Source organism: Eoetvoesiella sp., from assembly GCF_035555955.1.
Lineage (GTDB): Bacteria > Pseudomonadota > Gammaproteobacteria > Burkholderiales > Burkholderiaceae_B > Eoetvoesia.
The window spans coordinates 28,221-51,104 of sequence record NZ_DATMGA010000035.1; the positions used below are offsets into that span (position 1 = coordinate 28,221).

Below are 22,884 nucleotides of genomic sequence, written 5' to 3' on the forward strand. Positions count from 1 at the left end.
GGCAAACCCATTAATTAATAAATCCTTGACTCTATTTGCAAGGCCGAAAGAGGGTTTGCGTTGCCACACCATTGTCCTGCCGTCGTTGCACCGAACATGCCCGCGCCAAAGCCCGGACAGGCTGATACAAAGCACACTAACACATTGACTTTATGCGAAACATTCTATTTTACAGCACTTGACACTACGAAGCACTATTTAGCAGCGCCAGGCGCCGTGTCAATTTTTGATAACGCTGGCGCGATGCTTCGTCGGCAAGGCCGGACTGGATCAGCGCCGACTGCTCCGCCTTGATCGCTTCCAGTTCGATGCGATGCAGGGCGTCGTTCCATTCGGCCAGTGGATCGGGCAGGTCCTCCTGGGCAAGGATTTCGCTGCTCATCGAACCGAGCAGCAACGCCAGCTCGGACTCGGGCTCGGCCGCCTGCAGCAAGGCGCCGACATGGCGCGCGCCGCTGGTGCTGGCCAGGGCGATCAAATCGCGCACCAAGGCCAGATGGGGGCTCTGCTCGAGGATTTCAAGCTGCTGGTCGCCCATGCCCGAAACCAGGTCGGGATGCGCCAGCAGCAAGCGCAGCAAGCGCTTCGCCATGGGGGTCACCGCCCTGGACTGGCGAGTCCCGGCTTCCCCGCGGCGCGGCGCGGAACTTCGCGCCGGCGCGACCGGATAGGCGCCGGAGAAATCCGGCTCGAATCCGGCGGCATCGTCGTCCATGAAACCGGGCGGCTCGTGGTATTCTGCGGCAGGTGCAAACCCCGGCGCCTCGCTACCCCCCTGGCGGGCTCCCGCGGGTTCGGCGGCGCCCGATCCGCGCGCGGGAGCCGGCGCGGGCATGGCCGCCAGCATCTGCGCCAGTTCGTCGGGCGTCAATTGCACCAGCCGGGCGAATTCGCGCTCGATCTGGATCCGCAGCGCACTTTCGGGGATCAGGGCCAGCAGGGGCTTGGCCTCGTGCACGCAGGCCGACCTGCCCTCCGCCTCGTCCATGGGATGCCGGGAGGCCAGCTCTTCGAGCATGAACCGGGACAAAGGCACGGCTTCCGCCAGCGCGGCGCGGAACGCCTCGGCGCCGTACTCACGGACATAAGAGTCGGGGTCGTGTTCGGCCGGCAGAAACAGAAACCGGATCGACGCGTCGTCGCGCAGCAGCGGCAGGCAGGTTTGCAGCGCCCGCCAGGCCGCGCGGCGCCCGGCCTTGTCACCGTCGAAGCTGAAAACGATTTTGTCGCTGGTTCTCAGCAGCTTCTGCACATGATTGGGCGTGGTCGCCGTGCCCAGGGTGGCCACGGCATTGCCTACCCCCTGCTGGGCCAGCCCCACGACGTCCATATATCCTTCGACGACCAGCACGCAGCCCTCGGAGCGAATCGCGGCGCGCGCCTCCCAAAGCCCATACAGCTCGTGCCCCTTTGAGAACAAGGGGGTTTCGGGGGAGTTCAGGTATTTGGGCTCGCCCTTGCCGATGATGCGCCCGCCGAAGCCGATGATATGGCCCCGCGTATTGCGGATGGGGAACATGACGCGTTCACGGAACCGGTCGTAGCGGCGGCCGTCGTCGGCTTCGATGACCAGGCCGGATTCCACCAGCAGCGGGTCTTCGTATTGCGGAAACACGGTGGCCAGGCCCCGGCGATTCGCGCCGGACCATCCCAGCCCGAAACGGGCCGCGATTTCACCGCTCAGTCCGCGCTGCTTCAGGTAGCGTATGGCGGGCGGGCTGGCCTTGAGCTCGCGCAGGTAATGCGCCTGCGCGGCATCCAGTATTTGCTGGTGGCGCGAGACTTCTTCCTTGCGCTGCCTGGCCTGTGCGGTCTGGCGCGGGCTGCGGGTTTCCTCGGGCACCGTCATGCCCGCGGACGCGGCAAGGCTGCGCACCGCCTCCGGAAAACTGGCTCCGGTGTGCTCGATTAAAAACGAGATGGCGCTACCATGCGCTCCGCAACCGAAGCAGTGGTAAAACTGCTTGGTGGGGCTGACGGTAAAAGAAGGGCTTTTTTCGTTGTGGAAGGGGCACAGGCCAAGCAGATTGGCCCCGCCCTTGCGCAACTGAACGTATCGCCCGACGACGTCGACAACATCTACTCGGGCGAGTAACTCCTGGACAAATGAGTCAGGAATCAATCAATACATGCGCGGAGGCAGTTGTTGGCTGCGGATGCGCTTGTAGTGACGCTTGACGGCGGCGGCGTGCTTGCGCTTGCGCTCGGCGGTGGGCTTTTCGTAGAATTCGCGCGAACGCAGCTCGGTCAAGAGTCCGATTTTTTCGATGGTGCGCTTGAAGCGGCGCAAAGCGGCTTCGAAGGGCTCGTTTTCTTTAAGACGAACGATAGGCATGTAGTCTTAAGCCTTTAATAGGGTTAAATAAAATTCGTTAATTCGCTAAATGCCAAGGCCCAATGCAGCACAAAATGCGAAAACAAGCCTGCAGGAAAAACCTGTATGTTTCCGCTGCGTGCGGCCAAAGGCCGGGCAAAGCTAAACCTTAGCCAGGCATTCTACCACGAATCGCTCAGGATGAGCGGCCTTTCCGTACCCAGGCCTCGAGTTGATGCGGGCGCAGGCTGTCGTAGTCCTCGAAAGGCTGGTGGATCCAGGGGTTGGTGGGCAGCTTGTCGACGTAATAATCGGGGGTGGCCTTGGCGTGTCCCTTCCACCACAGCACCGCGCTGCGCATTTCGGTGATGGCCGGGAACTGTTTGCGCAGATGCTCGCCGACACGGTTGAAGGTCAGGCCGGTGTCGACCATGTCGTCTACAAGCAACACTTTGCCGTCCAGCGTGCCGCGCGTAATCGTGATGAACTGGGCGATGTCCAGGCTGCCCTGCTGGGTGCCGGCCGCTTCGCGGTAGCTGCTGGTGGCCAGGATGCCGAGGGGCACATCGTAGATGCGCGACAACACGTCCCCCACCCGCACGCCGCCCCGGGCCAGGCACACGATTTTCTCGAACTGCCAGCCCGACTCATGGATGTTCAGGGCCAGGCGCTCGATAAGGGCGTTGTACTGATCCCAACTGACCCAAAGATCGCGATCCGTGCTTGAGGGAAGGGCCATGGGAATTTCTCCTGTTCTGATTTTTGCCTGCGGGGAGCGTAATGATACCGGCTCGATGCCCGATCTTGCAATCGGGCGCCGCAGATCAGCCCATGAACGGATGGCGCAGGACGATGGTTTCGAGGCGATCGGGGCCGGTGGAGATCATGTCGATGGGCACGTCGCAGACTTCGGCGATGCGCTGCAGGTAGCGGCGGGCGTTGACGGGAAGCTTGTCGTAGTCGGTGATGCCCACCGTGGACTCCGTCCAGCCGGCCATTTCTTCGAAAACCGGCTCGGCCTCGGCGGCCGCCGCCGCGCCGTTGGGCAGGACGTCGAGGAACTCGCCCTTATAGCGGTAGCCGACGCCGATCTTGATTTGCTCGATACCGTCCAGGACGTCGAGCTTGGTGATGCACAGGCCCGAAATGCCGTTGATCATGACCGAGCGCTTCATGGCCGCGCCGTCGAACCAGCCGCAACGGCGGGGACGGCCGGTCACCGAGCCGAACTCCTTGCCGACTTCGGCCAGATGGCGGCCGGTTTCGTCCAGCAGCTCGGTGGGGAAAGGCCCCGATCCGACACGCGTGGCATAGGCCTTGGCGATGCCCAGCACATAGCTCAGCGACTGGGGGCCGACGCCGGCCCCGGCCGCTGCCGCGCCCGCGACGCAATTGCTGCTGGTGACAAAGGGATAAGTGCCGTGGTCGATGTCGAGCAGCGAACCCTGCGCGCCTTCGAACAACAGGCTGTGGCCGGTTTTTTGCGCGACATACAGATTATGCGAGACATCGGCCACCATGGGCTGGATTTCGCGGGCCAGGGCCATGGCCTGGTCGCGCACGGCGTCGAAGGAGACGGCTTCGGCGCCCAAATACTTGGTCAGCACGAAATTATGGTAGTCCAGAGCTTCGGCGAGCTTTTCCTGGAAAACGGCGGGTTCGTACAGGTCCTGCACCCGCAATGCGCGGCGCGCGACCTTGTCTTCGTAGGCGGGCCCGATGCCGCGCCCGGTGGTGCCGATCTTGCCCTCGCCCTTGCGCGCTTCGCGGGCCTGGTCCACCGCCACGTGATAAGGCAGGATAAGCGGGCAGGCCGGGGAAATCTGCAGGCGCGAGCGCACGTCGAGTCCGGCCGCCTCGAGTTCGGCGATTTCCTTGAGCAGGGCCTCGGGCGACAGCACCACGCCATTGCCGATATAGCAGGTAACCGTGTCGTGCATGATGCCCGACGGAATCAGGCGCAGTATGGTCTTCTTGCCGTTGATCCACAGTGTGTGGCCGGCATTGTGCCCGCCCTGGAAACGCACCACGCCCTGGGCCGATTCGGCCAGCCAGTCGACGATTTTCCCTTTGCCTTCGTCACCCCACTGGGTGCCGATAACCACGATATTCTTGCTCATGTTATGTATCTAAAAGATTTAGGCCCGCCCCGCGGGCCAGATGAGTTAACCATGCGACAAACCGGCCCGCCGGGCCTACTTGACCGCTCTTGTTTGCCATTTGCCGCTTTCAAGAACCAGTTCCCGGTCGACATTGAACTCGTCGACGTCGTGAACTTCGCCCGGCAAGGCTTGAACCACGATTTCTCCTGCGGCGCGCAGGGCCCGCAACGCTTCGACCAGCGCCGGGTCGCTACCCCAGGGCGCGCGTATTGCCTTGGCCAGAGGCGCTGGCGGCAACCCCGACGACAGCTTGCGCAGATCGAGGCTGAAGCCGGTGGCCGGCCTGCTGCGGCCAAAAGCCTTGCCCATGCCGTCGTAGCGGCCGCCCTTGACCAGCGCATCGTGCCAGCCCTCGGCGTAGATCGAAAACACCACGCCCGAATGATAACCATACCCGCTGCCCATATCGGCCAGGTCGATGCTGAAATCGAATTCCGGCAAAGAACGGATAAGCGTTTGCAGGTCGGCCATGGCCGACCGGATGGCCGGCGAATCGGGCAGGATGCGCAACGCCTTCTCGATGACCTCGATGCCACCATACAGCAAAGGCAGCTCGAGCAGGGCCTGCAGGCTGGACGGGCGGATTTCGGAAACCCGCTTGCCCAATTCGACCAGGCCGGGCACGTCTTTGGTACTGAGCAGTTCGCAGATTTCGTCCGCCAACGGAACGAGCGCCGGATCCGAATCGATGATGCTGCGCACCACACCCGGATGGTTCAGGTCGAGGCGAGGCTGCCGGACACCCGCGCAACGCACGCTTTCCACGGCCAGCTGGATGATTTCGATGTCGGCCTCGACCCCGGCATGGCCGAAGATCTCGGCGCCGATCTGCAGCAGCTCGCGCTCGGACAGCAAGCCAGCGGGACGGGCATGCAGGACCGTGCCGCAATAGCACAGGCGCGTGACGCCCTGGCGATTGAGCAGATGCGCGTCGATGCGCGACACCTGGGGAGTCATGTCAGCCCGCACGCCCATGGTGCGCCCGGACAATTGATCGACCAGCTTGCAGGTGCGCAAATTAAGATCGCCGCCCGCGCCCGACAGCAAGGAGTCGATGTACTCGACCAGCGGTGGCGCCACAAGCTCGAACCCGTATGTGCGATACAAATCAAGCAGATCGCGCCGCAGCTCTTCGATGCGGCGCGCTTCGGCGGGAAGAATATCGGCCAGACTTTCCGGCAGTAACCAATTGGACATCATTCAGCCCTGAAAAACCTCGCAAATGCGTCAGCCAAACAAAAAGCGACTTGGGGCGTAAGCCCGCCAAGTCGCTTGCGGATGTATTCAAACTTACGGCGTATTGTACCGTGTTGTTGCCCTAACCCCAAATGGCGGATCCGCTTTTTGTGGCGGATACACCATTCGGCGGCTCAGGGCGCCGCGGGGCCCGTGCCTTTGGGCGTTCCCCAGAACTTGAAGAAGTCGGATCTGGGGCTCAGCACCATGAGGTCGCTGGGCTTGGAGAAGATTTCCTTGTAAGCGTCCAGGCTTTTGTAAAAGCTGTAGAACTGCGGGTTCTTGCTATAGGCTTTGTTATAGATGGCGGCTGCCGAGGCATCGCCCTCGCCCTTTATGCCTTGAGCCTGGGCATAGGCCGTGGCCAGGAGCTCTTCGCGCTGGCGGTCGGCCTGGGCGCGGATTTTCTCGCTGTCGGCCGCGCCCGTGGCGCGCAGGCGGTTGGCTTCTTCCTTGCGCTCGGCCTCCATGCGCCGATAGACGGACTCGGAGATCTCGGGCGCGAAATCGATGCGGCGCAGGCGTACGTCGACTACGTCCACCCCCAGCGGCTTGGCGCGCGCATCCACGTTGTGCAGCATTTCCTGCATGATGGAGCCGCGCTCGTTGGACACCACCTGCTTGACAGTGCGCACGTTGACCGAGGCATTGAGGGCGTCGCGAATCTGCGCCGAAAGGCGCTCTTCGGCGGCGCGCGTATTGGAGCCGAACGTGACGTAGAACAGGCGCGGATCCACGATGCGCCATTTTACGTAGGAATCGATGAGAAGGTTTTTCTTTTCGGCGGTCTGGATGCGCTCGGGGTCCTTGCTTTCGATGGTTTGCAGGCGCTTGTCGAGAAACACCACGTTTTCGAAGGGAGGCGGCAGCTTGAAGTACAGGCCGGGCTCGGTGATGGTTTCACGCACCTCGCCCAGGGCGAACACCAGGGCGGAGTCGCGCTCGCGAACGATGAATACGCAGGAAGACAATATGGCCAGAACGATAACCAGGCCGATCAGGTAAGGAAAGGAACGTTGCATGATGGGCCTCGGGTTAGCGCGAGAAACGATTCACAGACAGGGAGTTCTGCGAAGCCGGCCCGTTGCCGTAGGGACTGGGCCGGCTGCTTCCCGTGGTGCCGGCGGCATTTTTTGCCGGCGCGGGCGGCGTGCTGGCTGCCGCGCCGGCCGCCGCGGCAGCGTTGTGGTTGCCCGCGTCGCGAGACACCTGCTGGATGATTTTGTCCAGCGGCAAGTACAGCATATTGTTGCCGGCCTGGGCATCCAGCATGATCTTGCCGGTATTGGACAATATGGTTTGCATGGTCGAAAGGTACATGCGTTCGCGGGTGATGTCGGGAGCCTTGGCGAACTCGGATTCGACGCTGGCAAAGCGCGCGGTGTCACCCTTTGCGTCGCCGATGACCTTGGCCCGGTAGCCTTCGGCGTCCTGGATCATGCGGGCGGCCTGGCCCTGAGCCTCGGGCACCACCTTGCTGGCGTACGCATTGCCCTCGTTGATCTGGCGTTCGCGGTCCTGGCCGGCCTTGACCGCGTCGTCGAACGCGGCCTGAACCTGTTCGGGAGGCTGCACGTTCTGGATGGCGACGGTACTCAGCTGTATGCCGGTTTGATAGCGATCGAGAATGGCCTGGGCGATTTTTTGAACCTGGGCGGCGATTTCGGTGCGCCCGGAATACAGCACCGAATCCATGGGCTGCTGGCCCACGACCTCGCGCATGGCGGTTTCAGACGCCTGGCGGACGGATTCGTCGGGATTGCTGGTTTTGAACAGGTAGTCGGGCGCCCCGTTGCTGCTAAGGCGGTATTGCACGACAAACTGCACGTCGACGATGTTTTCGTCGGTGGTAAGCATGAGCGATTCGGGCAGAACCTTGTTGCGCGCCGAACCGCGAAAGCCCACCTCGAAAGTGCGCAATTGAGAAATATTGACGGTCTGGCCGCTTTCGATGGGGTATGGCAGACGCCATTGCAGGCCCGGCCCCAGGGTCTTGGTGTACTTGCCGAACTTGGTGATGACAGCCACCTGGCCTTCCTGGACGATCATGAAGCCGCTGGCCAGCCACAGCAGAACGATGACGATCGCCGCCAGGATGAACAGCTTCGGAGACCCGCTGGGCATGGACAGCCCCGGGCCGCCGCCGTTGCCGCCGCCCTGCCCTCCGCGGCGCGGCTTGCGGCCGAACAGCGCGCCGATGCGGCTGTTGAAATCGCGCCATACCTCGTCCAGATCGGGAGGGCCATCGCCCGGCCGGCGCGGCGGTTCGTTGTTGTTATTGCCACGCCCCCAACCAGGGTCATTCAGATTGAAGATTTTGGATATTAAACGCATTGTTTCCTGCGATCTGACCGAACTCGACGATTGCCCCGCGCAAGCCATCCAACCCGGCACGCCTTAGGGCGCTTACAAATACTCGTGCAATGGTACCATGTTCATCGCGCTCGACCCTGGGCTCGTACCCGGCCTCGTCGATCTTGTTGTAGACCAGTATGCGCGGCACTTCGTCGGCGCCGATATCCGCCAGAACCTTGTCCACTTCGGCCACTTGCTCGTCGCGCTGAGGGCTGGCGGCATCCACCACATGCAGCAGCAGGTCGGCATGCACGGTTTCTTCCAGGGTGGCCCTGAAGGCGGCGATCAGGGTGGGCGGCAGGTCGCGGATGAACCCGACGGTATCCGAAACGACCACCTGGCCGGCCCCGTCGATCCAGAGCCGGCGCGACGTGGTGTCGAGCGTGGCGAAAAGCTGGTCGGCGGCATAGGCGCCCGCCCTCGTCAGTGCATTGAACAACGTGGACTTGCCGGCGTTGGTGTACCCCACCAGCGATACCGACAGCACGCCGCCCCGCATGCGGGAACGCCGCTGCGTGGTGCGCTGGCGCTGGGCCCGCGCCAGGCGCTCTTTGAGCAGGCGGACCTTGTCGCCGATCAGGCGGCGATCCATTTCGAGCTGCGCCTCGCCCGGGCCGCGCATGCCGATGCCGCCGCGCTGCCTCTCGAGGTGGCTCCACATGCGGGTAAGCCGCGTGGACAGATGCTGCAGTTGGGCCAGCTCGACCTGAAGCTTGCCCTCGTGGCTTTTCGCCCGCAGCGCGAAAACGTCCAGGATGAGCGCCACCCGGTCGACGACCCGGCGATTGAAGCCGCGTTCCAGGTTGCGCTGCTGGGCCGGGGTGAGCGCCTGGTCGAACAGAATGATCTCGGCCCCGGACGAGTCGGCCATGAGGACCCCCTCTTCGAGCTTGCCCGTGCCGATGAAATAAGCGGCATCGGGCCGAGACCGCCTGGCGATCAAGGTTCCCACGATTTCGGCGCCGGCGCCTTTGGCCAGCATGGCGAATTCATCGGCGTGCGCCTGGAAATCGGGCGTGCCGAGATCCACGCTTACGATCAGCGCCTTCATGGCGTGCGCATAAACGAAATACCCGCCGGCGCGTGGCGCACAGCGGGTGTTGTCCGGCGGTTCTGTGGAAAGATGGGATTATTCAGCAGCTTGGTCATCCGTCTGGAAGGAAACCGGGCGGGCCGGGACTACGGTGGAAATGGCGTGCTTGTACACCATTTGTGTAACTGTGTTGCGCAACAGAACGACATACTGGTCGAATGATTCGACCTGCCCCTGCAGTTTGATTCCGTTGACGAGATAGATGGATACGGGCACGTGATCCTTGCGCAGGGCATTGAGGAACGGATCTTGTAGTGTTTGCCCTTTATTGCTCATTGGCTTTGCTCCAATTGTGTTGTTATTTAAGATGACACATCTCAAACATGTACTTTACAGGGTTTTCCCCTGTTTTGCTACGACAGGGGCTTGATTTAGTGTATATTTTCGCGCCGCTTTTTTACTTGGCATTACGCAGTATTTCGGCCAGCTCGGTATATAGACGCTCGCAATCGCTTTCGGTTCCCACGGTAATGCGTAAAAACTGGTCGATGCGCGGCTGGGCGAAATGACGCACCAGGATGCCGCGCTTGCGCAGCGCAACGTAAAGATCGGCCCCGGCCATGTCGGGATGACGGGCAAATATGAAATTGGCCTGGCTGGGCAGAACCTGCATGCCCAATCCGGCCAGGCCGCCCACCAGATGCTCGCGGGCGTCCATGACCTTGCGGCGGGTCGACTCGAAATACGCCGTATCGTCCATGGCCGCCTGCGCCGCCGCCTGGGCTAGGCGATCCAGCGGATAGGAATTGAAGCTGTTCTTGACGCGCATCAGCCCTTCGACGATGGCCTCGCCGGCCATGGCGAACCCCACCCTTATCCCCGCCAGGGAACGCGACTTGGACAGCGTCTGGATCACGACCAGGTTCTCGTGCCGCGCCAGCAGGGAAACCGCCGAATCCGCACCAAAATCCACATAGGCCTCGTCGATGACGACCGGGGTGTCGGGATTGGCGGCGGCAATGGCCTGGATGTCGGACAAGGGCAATGCCGTACCTGTGGGCGCGTTGGGATTGGCGAAAATAATGCCCGCGGGCGCCGTCTGGTGCACAGCCGTGTAGTCGCCGACCCGGATCGAATAATCGTCGGCCAGGGGAACGAGCCTGTAAGGCACCTTGTACAGATTGCAATAGGTCGGATAAAAGCTGTAGGAAATATCCGGCATCAGCAAAGGCCTGTTGCCGTGCAGGAACAGTCCATGAAATACATGGGCCAGGACTTCGTCCGAGCCATTACCCACGAATACCTGGCCTGGCCCGATGCCGTTCAGGCGGGCTATGCTTTCGCGCAGGGCCGTGGACTCGGGGTCGGGATACAGGCGCAGGCGGTCGTCCGCCGCGGCCCGGATCGCCTCGATGACCTTGGGCGAAGGGCCGTAGGGATGCTCGTTGGTGTTGAGCTTAAGCAGATTGGCAACCTTGGGCTGCTCGCCCGGCGTATAGGGCGCCAGCCCGGCGACCGGGTCGCTCCAGAAACGGCTCACTCAGGCCCCCTGAATATATGGGTTATGGGACGATTTGAATTCGATGCGCAATGGCGTGCCGTCGAGCTTGAATTCGACACGGAAACGCGTTTCGAGGTAGCGGCGGTAGGAATCGGAAATAGCGTCGAGCGCATTGCCATGAATGACGATGAGCGGCGGATTCTGGCCACCCTGATGAGCATAGCGCATTTTGGGGCGGAATATCCCTTTGCGCGGCGGCGGCTGTTGCTCGACCGCGGCCAGCAGAACGCGGGTGAGCTTGGGCGTGGACAGCTTGGCGAATGCCGCGGCATGCGCCGCATTCACCGACTTGAGCAAGGCATTGACGCCCTGCCCCCTGAGCGCCGATATGGTGTGCATCTTGGCGAACGACAGGAACCGCAGCTTGCGGTCGAATTCGCGCTGTATGCGTTCGCGCTGCTCGCCGTCCAGCCCGTCCCATTTGTTGATGGCCACCACCAGCGCCCGGCCGGTTTCCAGGACGAAGCCGGCGATGTGCGCATCCTGGTCGGAGATTTCGGATTGCGCGTCCAGCATCAGCACGACCACGTTACAGGCCTCGATGGCCTGCAGCGTTTTGATGACCGAAAATTTTTCGATGGCTTCGAAGACCTTGCCGCGCCGGCGCAAGCCGGCCGTGTCGATGAGCGTATAAAGGCGATCGCCCCGCTCGAACTCGATTTCGATGGCGTCGCGCGTGGTGCCCGGCATGTCGAACGCAATGACGCGTTCCTCGCCCAGCAAACTATTGATGAGCGTGGATTTGCCGACATTCGGCCGGCCCACGATGGCCAGCTTGATGCGATGCTGCGCTGGCTCGCCGCCTTCGGGCGCATCGGCGCCGGCATCTTCCGCGGCCGTGAGCGATGCGTTTTCGGCCAGTTCGTCGCCATCGCCTGCTTGTTGTTCAGGTTCGTCGTCGAGCAGCGACAGCGCATGCTCGATGAGGTCGGCCACCCCGTCGCCGTGCGAAGCGGAAATGGCAAAAGGCTTGCCCAGGCCCAGCTCGTGGAACTCGGAAATGGCTGCGTCGAACTGCATGCCTTCGGCCTTGTTGACGGCCAGGACCACCCGCTGCCCCGAACGGCGCAGCAAGCGCGCGATTTCATGATCGTGCGCATTGACGCCCGCGCGCGCATCGACCAGGAAGATCACGACGTCCGATTCGGCGATGGCCTGCTCGGTCTGACGCGCCATTTCGCGAACGATGCCGCTTTTGGCCACGGGCTCGAAACCGCCGGTGTCCACCGCCAGGTAGGGGCGCCCGCCCATACGGCCCTCGCCGTAATGGCGGTCGCGCGTCAAGCCCGAAAAATCGGCCACCAGCGCCGCCCGTGAACGCGTAAGCCGATTGAACAATGTGGACTTACCCACATTGGCACGGCCCACCAGGGCGACTACCGGTTTGAACGAAACATTAGTCAATTGACACCAATCAGTACGAGATTACCGTTGCCGGTTTGAACGAGAACGCCGCGGCTGGTGGCGGTAAGCGGCGAAACGATGGCGCCGCCGCCCACTTGCACGCGTCCCAGAAGACGGCCGTCGCTGCGCGAGAGGAAATGCACATAGCCTTCCATGTCGCCGACTGCCAGGCCTTGCGGCACGACAGCCGGGCCGCTCAGGGCGCGATTGCGCAAGGCGGTCTGCTTCCAGAGCTCGTGGCCATCGCCCAGAGCGAATGAATACACCACGCTGCGCTGGTCCGACACATAGGCCTGCTGGCTATCGGTCGTCATGCCCGTGGCGCTTGAAAACGGCTTGTCCCAAAGCAGGTGCCCGCCTTGCGACACGTCGAAGCAAGCCAGGCGTCCCTGGTACGACACGCCGCAAAGCAAAGCCCCCTGAGTCTGGGGCGAGCCCACGACATCGCTGATGCGCTCCAGGTCGGTCGCCCCCTGGGAGACCGATACCGTGCCTTCCCATTGCACCGCGCCCGTGCGCACATTGATGGCGATGAACTTGCCATTGGGCAGACCCGAAATAAGCAGGCCCTCGATCATGATCATGCGCATATTGGTCTTGAGCGCCAGGGCCGGCCCGGGCCGCTGGACGTTCCAGAGCACCTCGCCGCTGCCGGCGTCGAAGGCCTGGATGCGGTAATCGCTGCTGCGCACGACCACGACGCCATTGCCGACGGCGGGAGGAATATCGACCTCGCTGGTCGCGTGGACGCGCCATTTTTCGGTGCCCTGGTCATCGAACGCAATGACGGTTCCATCGGGCGCCGCCACGGCCGTGACCTGGCCATCGGAGCCGACCCCGGCCGACAGCTTGACGCCGGCATTGGCCTGCCAGCGCACCGCGCCCGTGGCCAGATCGACTTTCGCCACCGACCCGCTGGGCGTGGCCGCATAGACGCTGTCGCCCACAACCTGGGGCGCAAAACCCGCGCCGCCTCCGCTGCCGATTCCCGTCGACCATGCGACATGGACGGAAATGCCGGCCGGGTATTCGGTAAGCGGCGCGGGATCGAAGCGCGGGTTGGGCGCGGCGGAGAACATGGAGCAGCCGGCCAGAACCGCCGCGCCCAGCGCCACCATGGAACCGCAAAGAACACGACGAGCAATGGAAATCTGCATGGATTAAGCTCCGCCTAAGGCATCAATTTTCAGTTTAATGATTTGCGTAACAGATTCTTGGCCAAGCTGCTTGACGGCCTCTTCCCAGGCTGCCTTGGCCTCGGCCTTTTTACCCTGCGCGGCCAGAATGTCGCCACGGCGATCCGCATACAGGCCGGCGAACGCCGCGGGCGCGTCATTCAATTGCGCCAACGCCTGATCGTACTGCTTTTGGTCCAGCAAAATACCTGCCAATCGCAGCCTGGCCAACGGCACCAGGGCCGGATCCTTGCCATGCTGCACCAGCCACTGGAGCTGGTCGCGGGCGCCATCCAGGTCGTTGCGGGCCCGCAGGGCCTCGGCTGCGACCAGCAAGCCGCGCGAAGTATAGCCCGACTCGGGGAAATCGCTGCGCAATGTCGCGCTGGCCGCCTTGATGCGCGTCACGGCATCATCGCCCTTCTGGCCGGTGGCCGTCTCGAGCGCCTCGAAGTAGCCCATGGCCTGGGCTGCCTGATGGCCCTGGTACCATTGCCAGCCCCTCCAGCCGGCAAACGCCGCCACGACCACGAAGACCACCACGGCGCACAAGGTGCCATATCGGTCCCACCATGCCCGCAATGCGTCCAGCTTTTCCTGCGATTCCAAATCGTATGCCATGTCTCAAACCCTTTTTTTCAATTCAGTAACCAGATGCCCCTGCGGGATTGTTTGTTGCTGCTCCTGGCCTTCGTGCGCCGGCGCCCTCAACCACTTGACGCTTGCCGTGCCCGAGGCCAGCTCGTCGCCACCCAGGATGACCGCGGCAACCGCGCCGCTGGCATCCGCCCGCTTGAACTGCGACTTGAATCCCGACGAGCCGGCATGCACGATAACCGTCAAGCCGGCATCGCGCAATTGCTCGGCCAGTTGGGAGGCCTGGCGCTGCGCTGCGTCGGACTGGTGGATCATGTACACCTGGCATTCCGGAGCGGCCTGTGGCTCTTGCGACTGCGAACACAGGTCCAGCAGCCTTTCCATGCCGATGGCGAAACCTACCGCCGGCGCGGGCTTGCCGCCCAGCAGCTCGATCAGGCCGTCGTAGCGGCCGCCGCCGCAAACCGTTCCCTGCGCGCCAAGCTGGTCGGTGACCCACTCGAACACCGTCAGATTGTAGTAGTCCAGGCCCCGGACCAGGCGGGGATTCAGGCTGTAGGCAATGCCCGCGTCGTCCAGGCGGCGGCGCACGCCGTCGAAATGCGCCAGCGACTCGGCGCCCAGGAAGTCGAACAGGCGCGGCGCGTTATTGGCCATTTCCTGCATGGCCGGATTCTTGGTGTCGAGCACCCGCAATGGATTGGTATACATGCGGCGCAAGGCTTCTTCGTCCAGCACGGCCTTGTTCTGTTCCAGATAGGCGATGAGCGCATCGCGATGCGCCGCGCGCTCGGCGGCCTGGCCCAGGGAATTGAGTTCGAGGCGGATATGCTGCAGCCCCAGAATCTTCCACAAGCGTCCCAGCATGACGATAAGCTCGGCGTCGATGTCGGGGCCGACGAAGCCCAGGGCCTCGACATCGATCTGGTGGAACTGGCGATAGCGTCCGCGCTGCGGCTTTTCGTGGCGGAACACCGGCCCCATGGCGTAGACCCGCTGCGGGCGATCGTACAGGATGTTGTTTTCGATGGTGGCCCGCACGATGCCCGCGGTGAACTCGGGCCGCATGGTCAACTGTTCGTTGTTGAGCGCATCGGTGAACGAATACATTTCTTTTTCGACGATGTCGGTGACTTCGCCGATGCCGCGCGTAAACAGGCGCGTATGCTCGAGCACCGGGGTGCGCATATTGCGATAGCCGTACGCGGCCAGCCACTGGCGCACGGTGTGTTCCAGTTGCTCCCATTGCGCGCTGCTATCGGGTAGGACGTCCTTCATGCCTGTGATGGCATGAACCTTTTTAAACGACTGCGTCATAAATGCTCTATTTTGAATTCGGTGGTTGCCTTGCGCTCAGCCGGTTCCAGCCCCAACGCGATCCCCTTGATACGGGTTGACAGGCGCTAATGCGAGCCCGAGCCCCCGTAGCGCTTCTGGACATAGTTTTCGACAATGGCCTGGAACTCGACGGCAATGGTATCGCCCTTCAGGGTGACCGTGCGCTCGCCGTCGATGTAGACCGGGGCCGAGGGAACCTCGCCCGTGCCCGGCAGGCTGATGCCGATATCGGCATGGCGGCTTTCGCCCGGCCCGTTGACCACACAGCCCATGACGGCCACGTTCATGTTCTCGACCCCGGGGTAGGTTTCTTTCCAGACGGGCATTTGCTGGCGCAGGTAGGTCTGGATGCTGTCGGCCAGTTCCTGGAACACAGTGCTGCTGGTGCGCCCGCAGCCGGGGCAAGCGACCACCATGGGTGTAAACGCGCGCAAGCCCATGGTTTGCAGGATTTCCTGGGCCACCACGACCTCGCGCGAACGATCGCCGCCGGGTTCGGGCGTAAGCGAAATGCGGATGGTGTCGCCGATGCCCTGCTGCAGCAGGACGGACAGCGCCGCCGTGGAAGCGACGATGCCCTTGCTGCCCATGCCGGCCTCGGTCAGCCCCAGGTGCAGCGGATAATCGCAGCGCGAGGAAAGGTCCTGGTAGACGGTGATGAGGTCTTGCACATGGCTTACCTTGCAGGACAGCACAATGGCATTGGGCGAGAGGCCAAGCTCTTCGGCGCGCAAGGCATTGCTGATGGCCGACACGACCAGCGCGTCGCGCATGACGGCCTGCGCCGTCCAGGGTTCGGCGCGACGGCTGTTTTCGTCCATCATGCGGGCCATGAGCTCGTGATCGAGGCTGCCCCAATTGACGCCGATGCGCACGGCCTTTTCGTAGCGGCAGGCGATTTCTATCATTTGCGCGAAATTGTCGTCGCGCTTTTTACCGCCGCCCATATTGCCCGGATTGATGCGGTATTTGGACAAGGCCTGCGCGCATTCGGGAAACTGCGAAAGCAGCTTATGCCCGTTGTAGTGGAAGTCGCCCACCAGCGGCACGGAAATGCCCATGCGGTCCAGCCGTTCGCGGATGGCGGGCACTTCGCGCGCCGCCTCGGGCGTGTTGACGGTGATACGCACCATTTCGGAGCCCGCCAGCGCCAGGGCCCTGACCTGCTCGGCCGTGGCCGCGGGGTCGGCCGTATCGGTGTTGGTCATGGACTGGACGACGACCGGAGCTCCCCCGCCGACCTGCACCGCGCGGGAACCCCAGCGCACGGTTACGGGACGGGTGTTGCGCCGCGGCGCGGCGCCTACGGGAAGCGCCGCCGAACCGGCTTTTGCCACATTGAGAATCTGGGTCATTGTTTAAGCGATTTCAACCAGTCGAAGATCAACCATGAATCGGGCACCCAGCCGCGTTCAATGGCGTAGAAGCCGGCCACGATCAGAAGGACGACAATGACAACCAGCCAGCCCCAGGACGAACGCTGGCCCATGTCGGATTGCATGGCCATATCGGAGGACGACATGGCGGCGGAAGGCAGGACGATGGGCTGCACGCCCGGGATGCCGACCTCGCGCTCGAGCATGACGATAAGCGCGTCGACGTCGGCCTCGAGCAGGCGCCCGTAATTCTTGACCAGCCCGCGCAGGGGAACACCCGTTGGCAGAAGCTCCCATTGCTCGGCCTCGAGGGCTTCGAGCTGGCGCACGGAATATTTGAGGCGAGCGGAAACCTCGGCCACAGAAAGCTGCTTTGCCCGGCGCAACGCCCTGAGCGTGGCGCCCAGGCTCTGAGTCGCAGAAGTGGCCGCAACGTCTTCAGTTTCTTTGGTCAAGGGTTGACTCATTCGCGCTCCTGATTGATGACGATAGTGCCCCGATTGGGCAGCCGTTCGTGAATGCGCGTGCGATCCTTGACGTCGCCGGCCAGTTGTCCGCACGCGGCGGCGATGTCGTCGCCGCGCGTCTTGCGCACCGTGGTGACCACGCCGGCGTCCATGAGGCGCTGCGCAAACAACCGCACACGGGCGGTCGGTGAACGCTTCAGGCCCGACTGCGGGAAAGGATTGAACGGTATCAAATTAAACTTGCAACGCACCTGTTTTGCAATAGCAATCAGTTCGCGCGCGTGCTCGTCGGCATCGTTGACGCCGTCGAGCATGATGTATTCGAAAGTGATGAAATCGCGCGGCGCATGCTCGAGATAGCGGTTGCACGCAGCCAGCAGCTCGGCCAGCGGATGCTTGCGGTTGAGCGGCACCAGCTTGTCGCGCAGCGCATCGTTGGGTGCGTGCAGCGACACAGCAAGAGCCACCGGGCAGTCGCGGCCAAGGCGATCCATCATGGGAACCACGCCGGAAGTGGACACCGTGACCCGCCGGCGCGACAGGCCATAGGCGTTGTCGTCGAGCATGAGGCGCAAGGCCTCCAGCACGCGGTCGTAGTTGAGCAGGGGCTCGCCCATGCCCATCATGACCACGTTGCTGATGACGCGGGTGGGTTCGGCGGGCGCGGCGCCGCCTGAGCCCAGCCGGGCGCTTTGAAGATCGGCCTCGAGCACGCGCTTGGCGTACCAGAGCTGGCCGATGATCTCGGCGGTCGTGAGATTGCGATTGAAGCCCTGATAGCCCGTGGAGCAAAACGGGCATGCCACCGTGCAGCCCGCCTGGCTGGAAATGCACAAGGTGCCGCGATCGTCCTCGGGGATGAAGACAGCCTCGACGGCATTGTTCCTGCCCACGTCGAACAGCCATTTGCGCGTACCGTCCGACGAGCGCTGCTCGGTGGCGACGCCGGGAGCGTGCACCGTACAGTGCTGTGCCAGCTGCTGGCGGAACTCGCGCGCCAGGTCGGTCATGTCATCGAACGAATCGACCCCGCGCTGGTGCACCCAGCGCTGCAGCTGCTTGGCCCGGAAAGGCTTGCCGCCCCACTGGCCGACAAGGTCGGTCAGTTCGGCGGCGCCGAGGCCCAGCAGGTTGACGGGTTCGTCCAGAACAGATGGCATGAGAACGGTATGTGTATGAGGCGGGTTTCAGGAGCCGGGAATCAACGGCTGTGGATATTGCTTTCCGGGAAGAAGAAAGCGATTTCAACGGCGGCGGTTTCGGCGGCGTCGGAGCCATGAACGGCGTTGGCGTCGATGCTATCGGCGAAATCGGCGCGAATGGTGCCGGCTTCGGCCTTCTTGGGGTCGGTGGCACCCATCAGGTCGCGGTTCTTCTGAATGGCGTTTTCGCCTTCGAGAACCTGCACGAACACGGGACCCGAAACCATGAAGTCGACCAGGTCCTTGAAGAAGGGACGCTCTTTGTGCACGGCGTAGAAGCGCTCGGCATCGGCGCGCGACAATTGCTGCAGGCGGGCGGCGATGACCTTCAGGCCGGCCTGTTCGAAGCGGGCAACGATTTGGCCAATGACGTTCTTGGCAACGGCATCGGGTTTGATGATGGAAAGGGTGCGTTCAATAGCCATAAAATATCCAAAGAGTAAAACAATGACTTGCCATGGCTTGCTGTTACAGCCAGCGCGCCATGCCGCGTCATGCCTTGAGGTCAAAAATACGGTCGAAAATACTTATCTTCAATAAAAACAACAACTTTGACAGAGTTTTTGTTAACCTCGCATTTTAACATGCCCACGAGGCCCCGCGGCATCCTAAAATACCGGGTTGGCCGGCAAGGCGATTTTCCCGCGCCGCCGGCCAACCCGGCATAGCGCCCCGCGCCCGGGCCGCACGCATCGCACTGTTTACACTATGGGGGAACTCCCCATACCTTTTCCTCGAATCATGACCACCAATTCCGACCTGAACGACCCCGCGCAACTGTCCAAAAGCTTTGAGCCACAAGAAATCGAATCACGCTGGTATGCCGAATGGGAGCGCAGAGGCTACTTCAGGGGCGGGCGGCACGTGGAGCCGGCCCCCGGCCACAAAAGCGAGCCCTTCGTCATCCAGTTTCCGCCGCCCAACGTCACCGGCACCCTGCACATGGGCCACGCGTTCAACCAGACCGTCATGGACGGGCTGGTGCGCTACCACCGCATGCGCGGCGACGACACGGTCTTCATTCCAGGCACGGACCATGCGGGCATCGCGACCCAGATCGTGGTCGAACGCCAGCTCGATGCCAAGAACATCTCGCGCCACGACCTTGGGCGCGAAAAATTCCTGGAAACCGTCTGGGAATGGAAGCACAAGTCGGGCAACGCCATTACCGAGCAGTTCCGCCGGCTGGGCTCTTCGGCCGACTGGGAGCGCGAATACTTCACCATGGACGGCAACCTGTCGCGCGGCGTCGTGGAAACCTTCGTCCGCCTGCACGAGCAGGGCCTGATCTACCGCGGCAAGCGCCTGGTCAACTGGGATCCCGTTCTGGGCACAGCCGTCTCCGACCTGGAAGTGGTCAGCGAGGAGGAAGACGGCTTCATGTGGGAAATCCGCTATCCCCTGGTCGAGCCGACCGACGGGCTGACGCATCTGGTAGTGGCCACCACGCGGCCCGAAACCATGCTGGGCGACGTGGCGGTCATGGTGCACCCCGAAGACGAGCGCTACGCCCACCTGATCGGCCGCAAGGTCCTGCTGCCGCTTGCGGGACGCGAAATCCCCGTCATCGCCGACGACTACGTCGACCGTGAGTTCGGCACCGGCGTGGTCAAGGTAACTCCCGCCCACGACTTCAACGACTACGCCGTGGGCCAGCGCCACGGCCTGCCGCAGATCAGCATTCTCACCCTGGACGCCAGGATCAGCGACGACTGCCCTGCCGCCTACCGCGGCATGGATCGCTTTGCCGCGCGCAAGAAAATCGTCGAAGACCTGCAGGCACAAGAGCTGCTGGCCAACATCAAGCCCCACAAGCTGATGGTGCCCCGCGGCGACCGCACCGGCACCGTCATCGAACCCATGCTGACCGACCAGTGGTTCGTCGCCATGAGCAAGGCCGCGCCGGCCGGCTCCCTCAACCCCGGCCAAAGCATTACCGAAGCCGCGCTGGCGGCCGTGGCCGACGGCCGCATCAAGTTCTACCCCGAGAACTGGACGACCACCTATAACCAGTGGCTGGAAAAAATCCAGGACTGGTGCATTTCGCGCCAGCTGTGGTGGGGCCACCAGATTCCCGCCTGGTATTCCGAGGACGGCCAGATCTTCGTCGCCCGCGACGAGGAAGAGGCACGCGAGCAAGCCGCCGCCGCGGGTGTTTCGGGCCCGCTTGCCCGCGACCCGGATGTCCTGGATACCTGGTTCTCGTCCGCCCTCGTGCCTTTCACCGACCTCGGCTGGCCCGAGAAAACCCCCGACCTCGAGCGCTACCTGCCCTCCAGCGTCCTGGTGACCGGATTCGACATCATCTTCTTCTGGGTCGCCCGCATGGTCATGATGGGCCTGCACATGACCGGCCAGGTGCCTTTCAAGACCGTCTACGTCCACGGCCTCATCTGCGACATGGACGGCAAGAAAATGAGCAAGTCCAAGGGCAACACCATCGACCCGGTGGATCTCATCGACGGCGTCGGCCTGGAAGCGCTGCTGGCCAAGCGCACCACGGGCCTGATGAACCCAAAACAGGCCGCCAGCATCGAAAAGAAAACCCGCAAGGACTACCCCCAGGGTTTCCCGGCCTACGGCACCGACGCGCTGCGCTTCACCATGGCGGCCTATGCCACGCTGGGCCGCAACATCAACTTCGACCTGAAGCGCTGCGAAGGCTACCGCAATTTCTGCAACAAGCTCTGGAACGCCACCCGCTTCGTCCTGATGAACACCGAGGGGCACGACCTGACCGGCGCCGACAAGGGCGAACTGGCCTTTGCCGACCGCTGGATCATCAGCCAGCTGCAGCGCCTGGAGGAAGACGTCCAGCGCGGCTTCGACGACTACCGTTTCGACAACATCGCCAATGCGCTGTACCACTTCATCTGGGACGAATACTGCGACTGGTACCTGGAGCTGGCGAAGGTGCAGATCCAGCACGGCAGCGCGGCGCAGCAGCTGGGCACCCGCCGCACGCTGATCCGCGTGCTGGAAACCCTGCTGCGGCTGGCCCACCCCATCATCCCGTTCATCACCGAAGAGCTCTGGCAAAAAGTCGCCCTGGACGCCGGCAAGCGGCGCGCCGACGAACAGACCAGCCTGTGCATCCAGCCCTACCCGGTGGCCAACCCCGAGCTGCTCGACCTCGAGGCAGAAGCCCAGGTCGCCGAGCTCAAGGCCCAGGTCGAAGCCGTGCGCGCCCTGCGCGGCGAAATGAACCTGTCGCCGGCCCAGCGCGTGCCCCTGATCGCCCGCGGCGATGCGGCGGCGCTGCAGCGCCATAGCGCCTACCTGGCCGCCCTGGCCAAGCTGAGCGAAGTTCAAATCGTGGACAGCCTGCCCGACGTCGGCGCGCCGGTGCAAATCGTGGGTACGACCGAACTCATGCTGCACGTCGAAATCGACGTCGAGGCCGAACGTGCCCGCCTGGGTAAGGAAATCGAACGCCTCGAAGGAGAAATCGCCAAGGCGAACGGCAAACTGTCGAACGCCAGCTTCGTCGAGCGCGCCCCGGCGGCCGTGGTCGAGCAGGAAAAAGCCCGCGTGGCCCAGTTCGGCGAGACCCTGGCCAAGGTACGGGCTCAATTGAGCAAGCTAGGATAATCGTGCAATCCGTCACGGACATTGCATGTGGCGGACTCGATTGATAAACTGTACTGCGGAGATGGCATTCCTCCGCGTTTAGAACCGCCGGCATGCGCTGGCTGATGATGCCTACTCGTTCCTGATCAAGAGGCGGGTGGGTTTGCGTCAGTCAGCGCTTCTTCGTTCAGGCCTTCGCCTCAACGCAATATCTCCGGCCACCATGAAAAAAAACCGCCACTTCTCCACACTGCGCGCACCTGCGCCGCCTCCATCACTGCACTGCCCCCACGAGCCTTTCGACGTCCCCGGCCAAACAGCACACTAAGCCATGCCAAGCGCAATCATCGTCATCGCGCTGGGCGCGGGAATCGGCGCGCTGCTGCGCTGGCTGCTGGGCTTGGGGCTGAACTCGATTTTGCCTACCCTTCCGCTGGGCACCCTGGCCGCCAACCTGATCGGCGGCCTGCTCATAGGCGTAGCCAGCGAGTTCTTCAAGGCCCATGCCAGCCTGCCCGCCGAATGGCGCCTGTTTGTCATTACAGGTTTTATGGGGGGGCTGACGACTTTTTCCACTTTTTCACTGGAAGTGAGCAGCCTCATACAAAATCGGGAACTCGCCAGCGCCGCGCTCGAACTGGGCGTGCACATAATCGGCTCCATCAGCCTGACACTGCTGGGCATCGCGTTCGTGCAGTACTTCTCCAGCCGCTGAACAAAGGAAACAACACCATGACAGGATACATGCTGACCTTCTTCACCCAGCAAGACCGATCCCACAATCACCGCCCGTTGCATCAATGGCTGCTCGAGCTCGCCCAGTCCATGCAGATCCGCGGAGCGACCGTGACGGCTGCCCAGGAAGGCATCGGCGGCCATCACCGGCTCCACTCGGCGCGCTTTTTCGACTTGGCCGACCAGCCCATGGAAATCACCATGGTGGTATCCGCATCCGAATGCGACGCCATCATGGCGTGCCTGGACGAAGAGCCGTCCCTGCATCTTTTCTACGCCAAGACGCCTGTGGAGTTCGGCGCCATAGGACAGTCCCTGTAAGAGCCGCCCGCGCGCATCGCGTCCCGCTGCGCGGCTGC

21 protein-coding genes and 1 riboswitch are annotated in these 22,884 nt (G+C 62.8%); of the genes, 3 read left to right on the forward strand and 18 right to left on the reverse strand.

What is annotated here, in order from left to right:
- Nucleotides 1–184: 184 nt before the first annotated feature.
- The 18 genes from dnaG to ndk form a co-directional block, all read right to left on the reverse strand.
- Complete coding sequence (dnaG, locus tag VNT00_RS10215; RefSeq protein WP_325587087.1) at nucleotides 185–2,122, reverse strand: DNA primase; 1,938 nt, start codon at nucleotides 2,120–2,122, stop codon at nucleotides 185–187.
- On the reverse strand, nucleotides 2,123–2,335 hold the full coding sequence (gene rpsU, locus VNT00_RS10220; RefSeq protein WP_113932797.1) for a 30S ribosomal protein S21: 213 nt from the start codon (nucleotides 2,333–2,335) through the stop codon (nucleotides 2,123–2,125). It lies immediately after the preceding gene.
- Between the two features lie 175 nt (nucleotides 2,336–2,510).
- Nucleotides 2,511–3,053, reverse strand: a complete 543-nt coding sequence (locus VNT00_RS10225) for a phosphoribosyltransferase (RefSeq protein ID WP_325587091.1) — start codon at nucleotides 3,051–3,053, stop codon at nucleotides 2,511–2,513.
- An 85-nt stretch (nucleotides 3,054–3,138) separates the two neighbouring features.
- Nucleotides 3,139–4,434 (reverse strand): adenylosuccinate synthase, encoded by a 1,296-nt coding sequence (locus VNT00_RS10230; protein ID WP_325587093.1) that lies wholly within the window; start codon nucleotides 4,432–4,434, stop codon nucleotides 3,139–3,141.
- Between the two features lie 75 nt (nucleotides 4,435–4,509).
- Nucleotides 4,510–5,673 carry an ATP phosphoribosyltransferase regulatory subunit gene (locus VNT00_RS10235; protein ID WP_325587095.1) on the reverse strand — a complete coding sequence of 388 codons (1,164 nt, stop codon included), beginning with the start codon at nucleotides 5,671–5,673 and terminating at the stop codon, nucleotides 4,510–4,512.
- A 173-nt stretch (nucleotides 5,674–5,846) separates the two neighbouring features.
- On the reverse strand, nucleotides 5,847–6,734 hold the full coding sequence (gene hflC, locus VNT00_RS10240) for a protease modulator HflC (protein WP_325587097.1): 888 nt from the start codon (nucleotides 6,732–6,734) through the stop codon (nucleotides 5,847–5,849).
- 13 nt (nucleotides 6,735–6,747) lie between these two features.
- A complete protein-coding gene (gene hflK / locus VNT00_RS10245; protein ID WP_325587099.1) occupies nucleotides 6,748–8,046 on the reverse strand; it encodes an FtsH protease activity modulator HflK in 1,299 nt (432 codons plus the stop codon).
- A complete protein-coding gene (gene hflX, locus VNT00_RS10250; RefSeq protein WP_325587101.1) occupies nucleotides 8,012–9,118 on the reverse strand; it encodes a GTPase HflX in 1,107 nt (368 codons plus the stop codon). Before hflX ends, hflK begins: the two co-directional genes overlap by 35 nt.
- A gap of 78 nt (nucleotides 9,119–9,196) precedes the next feature.
- Entirely contained in the window at nucleotides 9,197–9,436 is a 240-nt protein-coding gene (hfq, locus tag VNT00_RS10255; protein ID WP_325587103.1) for an RNA chaperone Hfq, read from the reverse strand.
- A 121-nt stretch (nucleotides 9,437–9,557) separates the two neighbouring features.
- Nucleotides 9,558–10,640, reverse strand: coding sequence for a histidinol-phosphate transaminase (gene hisC / locus VNT00_RS10260; protein ID WP_325587105.1), 1,083 nt, complete (start codon nucleotides 10,638–10,640; stop codon nucleotides 9,558–9,560).
- A complete protein-coding gene (der, locus tag VNT00_RS10265; RefSeq protein ID WP_325587107.1) occupies nucleotides 10,641–12,065 on the reverse strand; it encodes a ribosome biogenesis GTPase Der in 1,425 nt (474 codons plus the stop codon).
- Complete coding sequence (gene bamB / locus VNT00_RS10270; protein ID WP_325587109.1) at nucleotides 12,062–13,222, reverse strand: outer membrane protein assembly factor BamB; 1,161 nt, start codon at nucleotides 13,220–13,222, stop codon at nucleotides 12,062–12,064. Before bamB ends, der begins: the two co-directional genes overlap by 4 nt.
- 3 nt (nucleotides 13,223–13,225) lie before the next feature.
- Nucleotides 13,226–13,861 (reverse strand): YfgM family protein, encoded by a 636-nt coding sequence (locus VNT00_RS10275; RefSeq protein ID WP_325587110.1) that lies wholly within the window; start codon nucleotides 13,859–13,861, stop codon nucleotides 13,226–13,228.
- A 3-nt stretch (nucleotides 13,862–13,864) separates the two neighbouring features.
- Nucleotides 13,865–15,154 (reverse strand): histidine--tRNA ligase, encoded by a 1,290-nt coding sequence (hisS, locus tag VNT00_RS10280; RefSeq protein ID WP_325587111.1) that lies wholly within the window; start codon nucleotides 15,152–15,154, stop codon nucleotides 13,865–13,867.
- An 86-nt stretch (nucleotides 15,155–15,240) separates the two neighbouring features.
- Nucleotides 15,241–16,530, reverse strand: a complete 1,290-nt coding sequence (gene ispG / locus VNT00_RS10285; RefSeq protein ID WP_325587113.1) for a flavodoxin-dependent (E)-4-hydroxy-3-methylbut-2-enyl-diphosphate synthase — start codon at nucleotides 16,528–16,530, stop codon at nucleotides 15,241–15,243.
- On the reverse strand, nucleotides 16,527–17,018 hold the full coding sequence (locus VNT00_RS10290; RefSeq protein ID WP_325587115.1) for a helix-turn-helix domain-containing protein: 492 nt from the start codon (nucleotides 17,016–17,018) through the stop codon (nucleotides 16,527–16,529). Before VNT00_RS10290 ends, ispG begins: the two co-directional genes overlap by 4 nt.
- Nucleotides 17,015–18,178, reverse strand: coding sequence for a dual-specificity RNA methyltransferase RlmN (gene rlmN / locus VNT00_RS10295; protein ID WP_325587117.1), 1,164 nt, complete (start codon nucleotides 18,176–18,178; stop codon nucleotides 17,015–17,017). The genes VNT00_RS10290 and rlmN overlap by 4 nt, the downstream gene beginning before the upstream one ends.
- 41 nt (nucleotides 18,179–18,219) lie before the next feature.
- Complete coding sequence (ndk, locus tag VNT00_RS10300; RefSeq protein WP_325587119.1) at nucleotides 18,220–18,645, reverse strand: nucleoside-diphosphate kinase; 426 nt, start codon at nucleotides 18,643–18,645, stop codon at nucleotides 18,220–18,222.
- A 316-nt stretch (nucleotides 18,646–18,961) separates the two neighbouring features.
- On the opposite strand from ndk, the gene VNT00_RS10305 reads away from it, so the two are divergent.
- The 3 genes from VNT00_RS10305 to VNT00_RS10315 all read left to right on the forward strand — a co-directional run bounded on the left by VNT00_RS10305 (nucleotide 18,962) and on the right by VNT00_RS10315 (nucleotide 22,846).
- Nucleotides 18,962–21,811, forward strand: a complete 2,850-nt coding sequence (locus VNT00_RS10305; RefSeq protein ID WP_325587121.1) for a valine--tRNA ligase — start codon at nucleotides 18,962–18,964, stop codon at nucleotides 21,809–21,811.
- A gap of 48 nt (nucleotides 21,812–21,859) precedes the next feature.
- A riboswitch (Fluoride riboswitch) is annotated at nucleotides 21,860–21,932 on the forward strand.
- Between the two features lie 189 nt (nucleotides 21,933–22,121).
- Nucleotides 22,122–22,505, forward strand: coding sequence for a fluoride efflux transporter CrcB (crcB, locus tag VNT00_RS10310; protein WP_325587123.1), 384 nt, complete (start codon nucleotides 22,122–22,124; stop codon nucleotides 22,503–22,505).
- A 17-nt stretch (nucleotides 22,506–22,522) separates the two neighbouring features.
- Nucleotides 22,523–22,846 carry a DUF190 domain-containing protein gene (locus VNT00_RS10315; RefSeq protein ID WP_325587125.1) on the forward strand — a complete coding sequence of 108 codons (324 nt, stop codon included), beginning with the start codon at nucleotides 22,523–22,525 and terminating at the stop codon, nucleotides 22,844–22,846.
- Nucleotides 22,847–22,884: the final 38 nt, after the last annotated feature.

Coding starts and splice junctions, on each gene's coding strand:
- rpsU (WP_113932797.1), bottom strand. CDS start 2,335: ATGCCTATCGTTCGTCTTAAAGAAAACGAGCCCTTCGAAGCCGCTTTG.
- VNT00_RS10225 (WP_325587091.1), bottom strand. CDS start 3,053: ATGGCCCTTCCCTCAAGCACGGATCGCGATCTTTGGGTCAGTTGGGAT.
- VNT00_RS10230 (WP_325587093.1), bottom strand. CDS start 4,434: ATGAGCAAGAATATCGTGGTTATCGGCACCCAGTGGGGTGACGAAGGC.
- VNT00_RS10235 (WP_325587095.1), bottom strand. CDS start 5,673: ATGTCCAATTGGTTACTGCCGGAAAGTCTGGCCGATATTCTTCCCGCC.
- hflC (WP_325587097.1), bottom strand. CDS start 6,734: ATGCAACGTTCCTTTCCTTACCTGATCGGCCTGGTTATCGTTCTGGCC.
- hflK (WP_325587099.1), bottom strand. CDS start 8,046: ATGCGTTTAATATCCAAAATCTTCAATCTGAATGACCCTGGTTGGGGG.
- hflX (WP_325587101.1), bottom strand. CDS start 9,118: ATGAAGGCGCTGATCGTAAGCGTGGATCTCGGCACGCCCGATTTCCAG.
- hfq (WP_325587103.1), bottom strand. CDS start 9,436: ATGAGCAATAAAGGGCAAACACTACAAGATCCGTTCCTCAATGCCCTG.
- bamB (WP_325587109.1), bottom strand. CDS start 13,222: ATGCAGATTTCCATTGCTCGTCGTGTTCTTTGCGGTTCCATGGTGGCG.
- VNT00_RS10275 (WP_325587110.1), bottom strand. CDS start 13,861: ATGGCATACGATTTGGAATCGCAGGAAAAGCTGGACGCATTGCGGGCA.
- hisS (WP_325587111.1), bottom strand. CDS start 15,154: ATGACGCAGTCGTTTAAAAAGGTTCATGCCATCACAGGCATGAAGGAC.
- ispG (WP_325587113.1), bottom strand. CDS start 16,530: ATGACCCAGATTCTCAATGTGGCAAAAGCCGGTTCGGCGGCGCTTCCC.
- VNT00_RS10290 (WP_325587115.1), bottom strand. CDS start 17,018: ATGAGTCAACCCTTGACCAAAGAAACTGAAGACGTTGCGGCCACTTCT.
- rlmN (WP_325587117.1), bottom strand. CDS start 18,178: ATGCCATCTGTTCTGGACGAACCCGTCAACCTGCTGGGCCTCGGCGCC.
- ndk (WP_325587119.1), bottom strand. CDS start 18,645: ATGGCTATTGAACGCACCCTTTCCATCATCAAACCCGATGCCGTTGCC.
- VNT00_RS10305 (WP_325587121.1), top strand. CDS start 18,962: ATGACCACCAATTCCGACCTGAACGACCCCGCGCAACTGTCCAAAAGC.
- crcB (WP_325587123.1), top strand. CDS start 22,122: ATGCCAAGCGCAATCATCGTCATCGCGCTGGGCGCGGGAATCGGCGCG.
- VNT00_RS10315 (WP_325587125.1), top strand. CDS start 22,523: ATGACAGGATACATGCTGACCTTCTTCACCCAGCAAGACCGATCCCAC.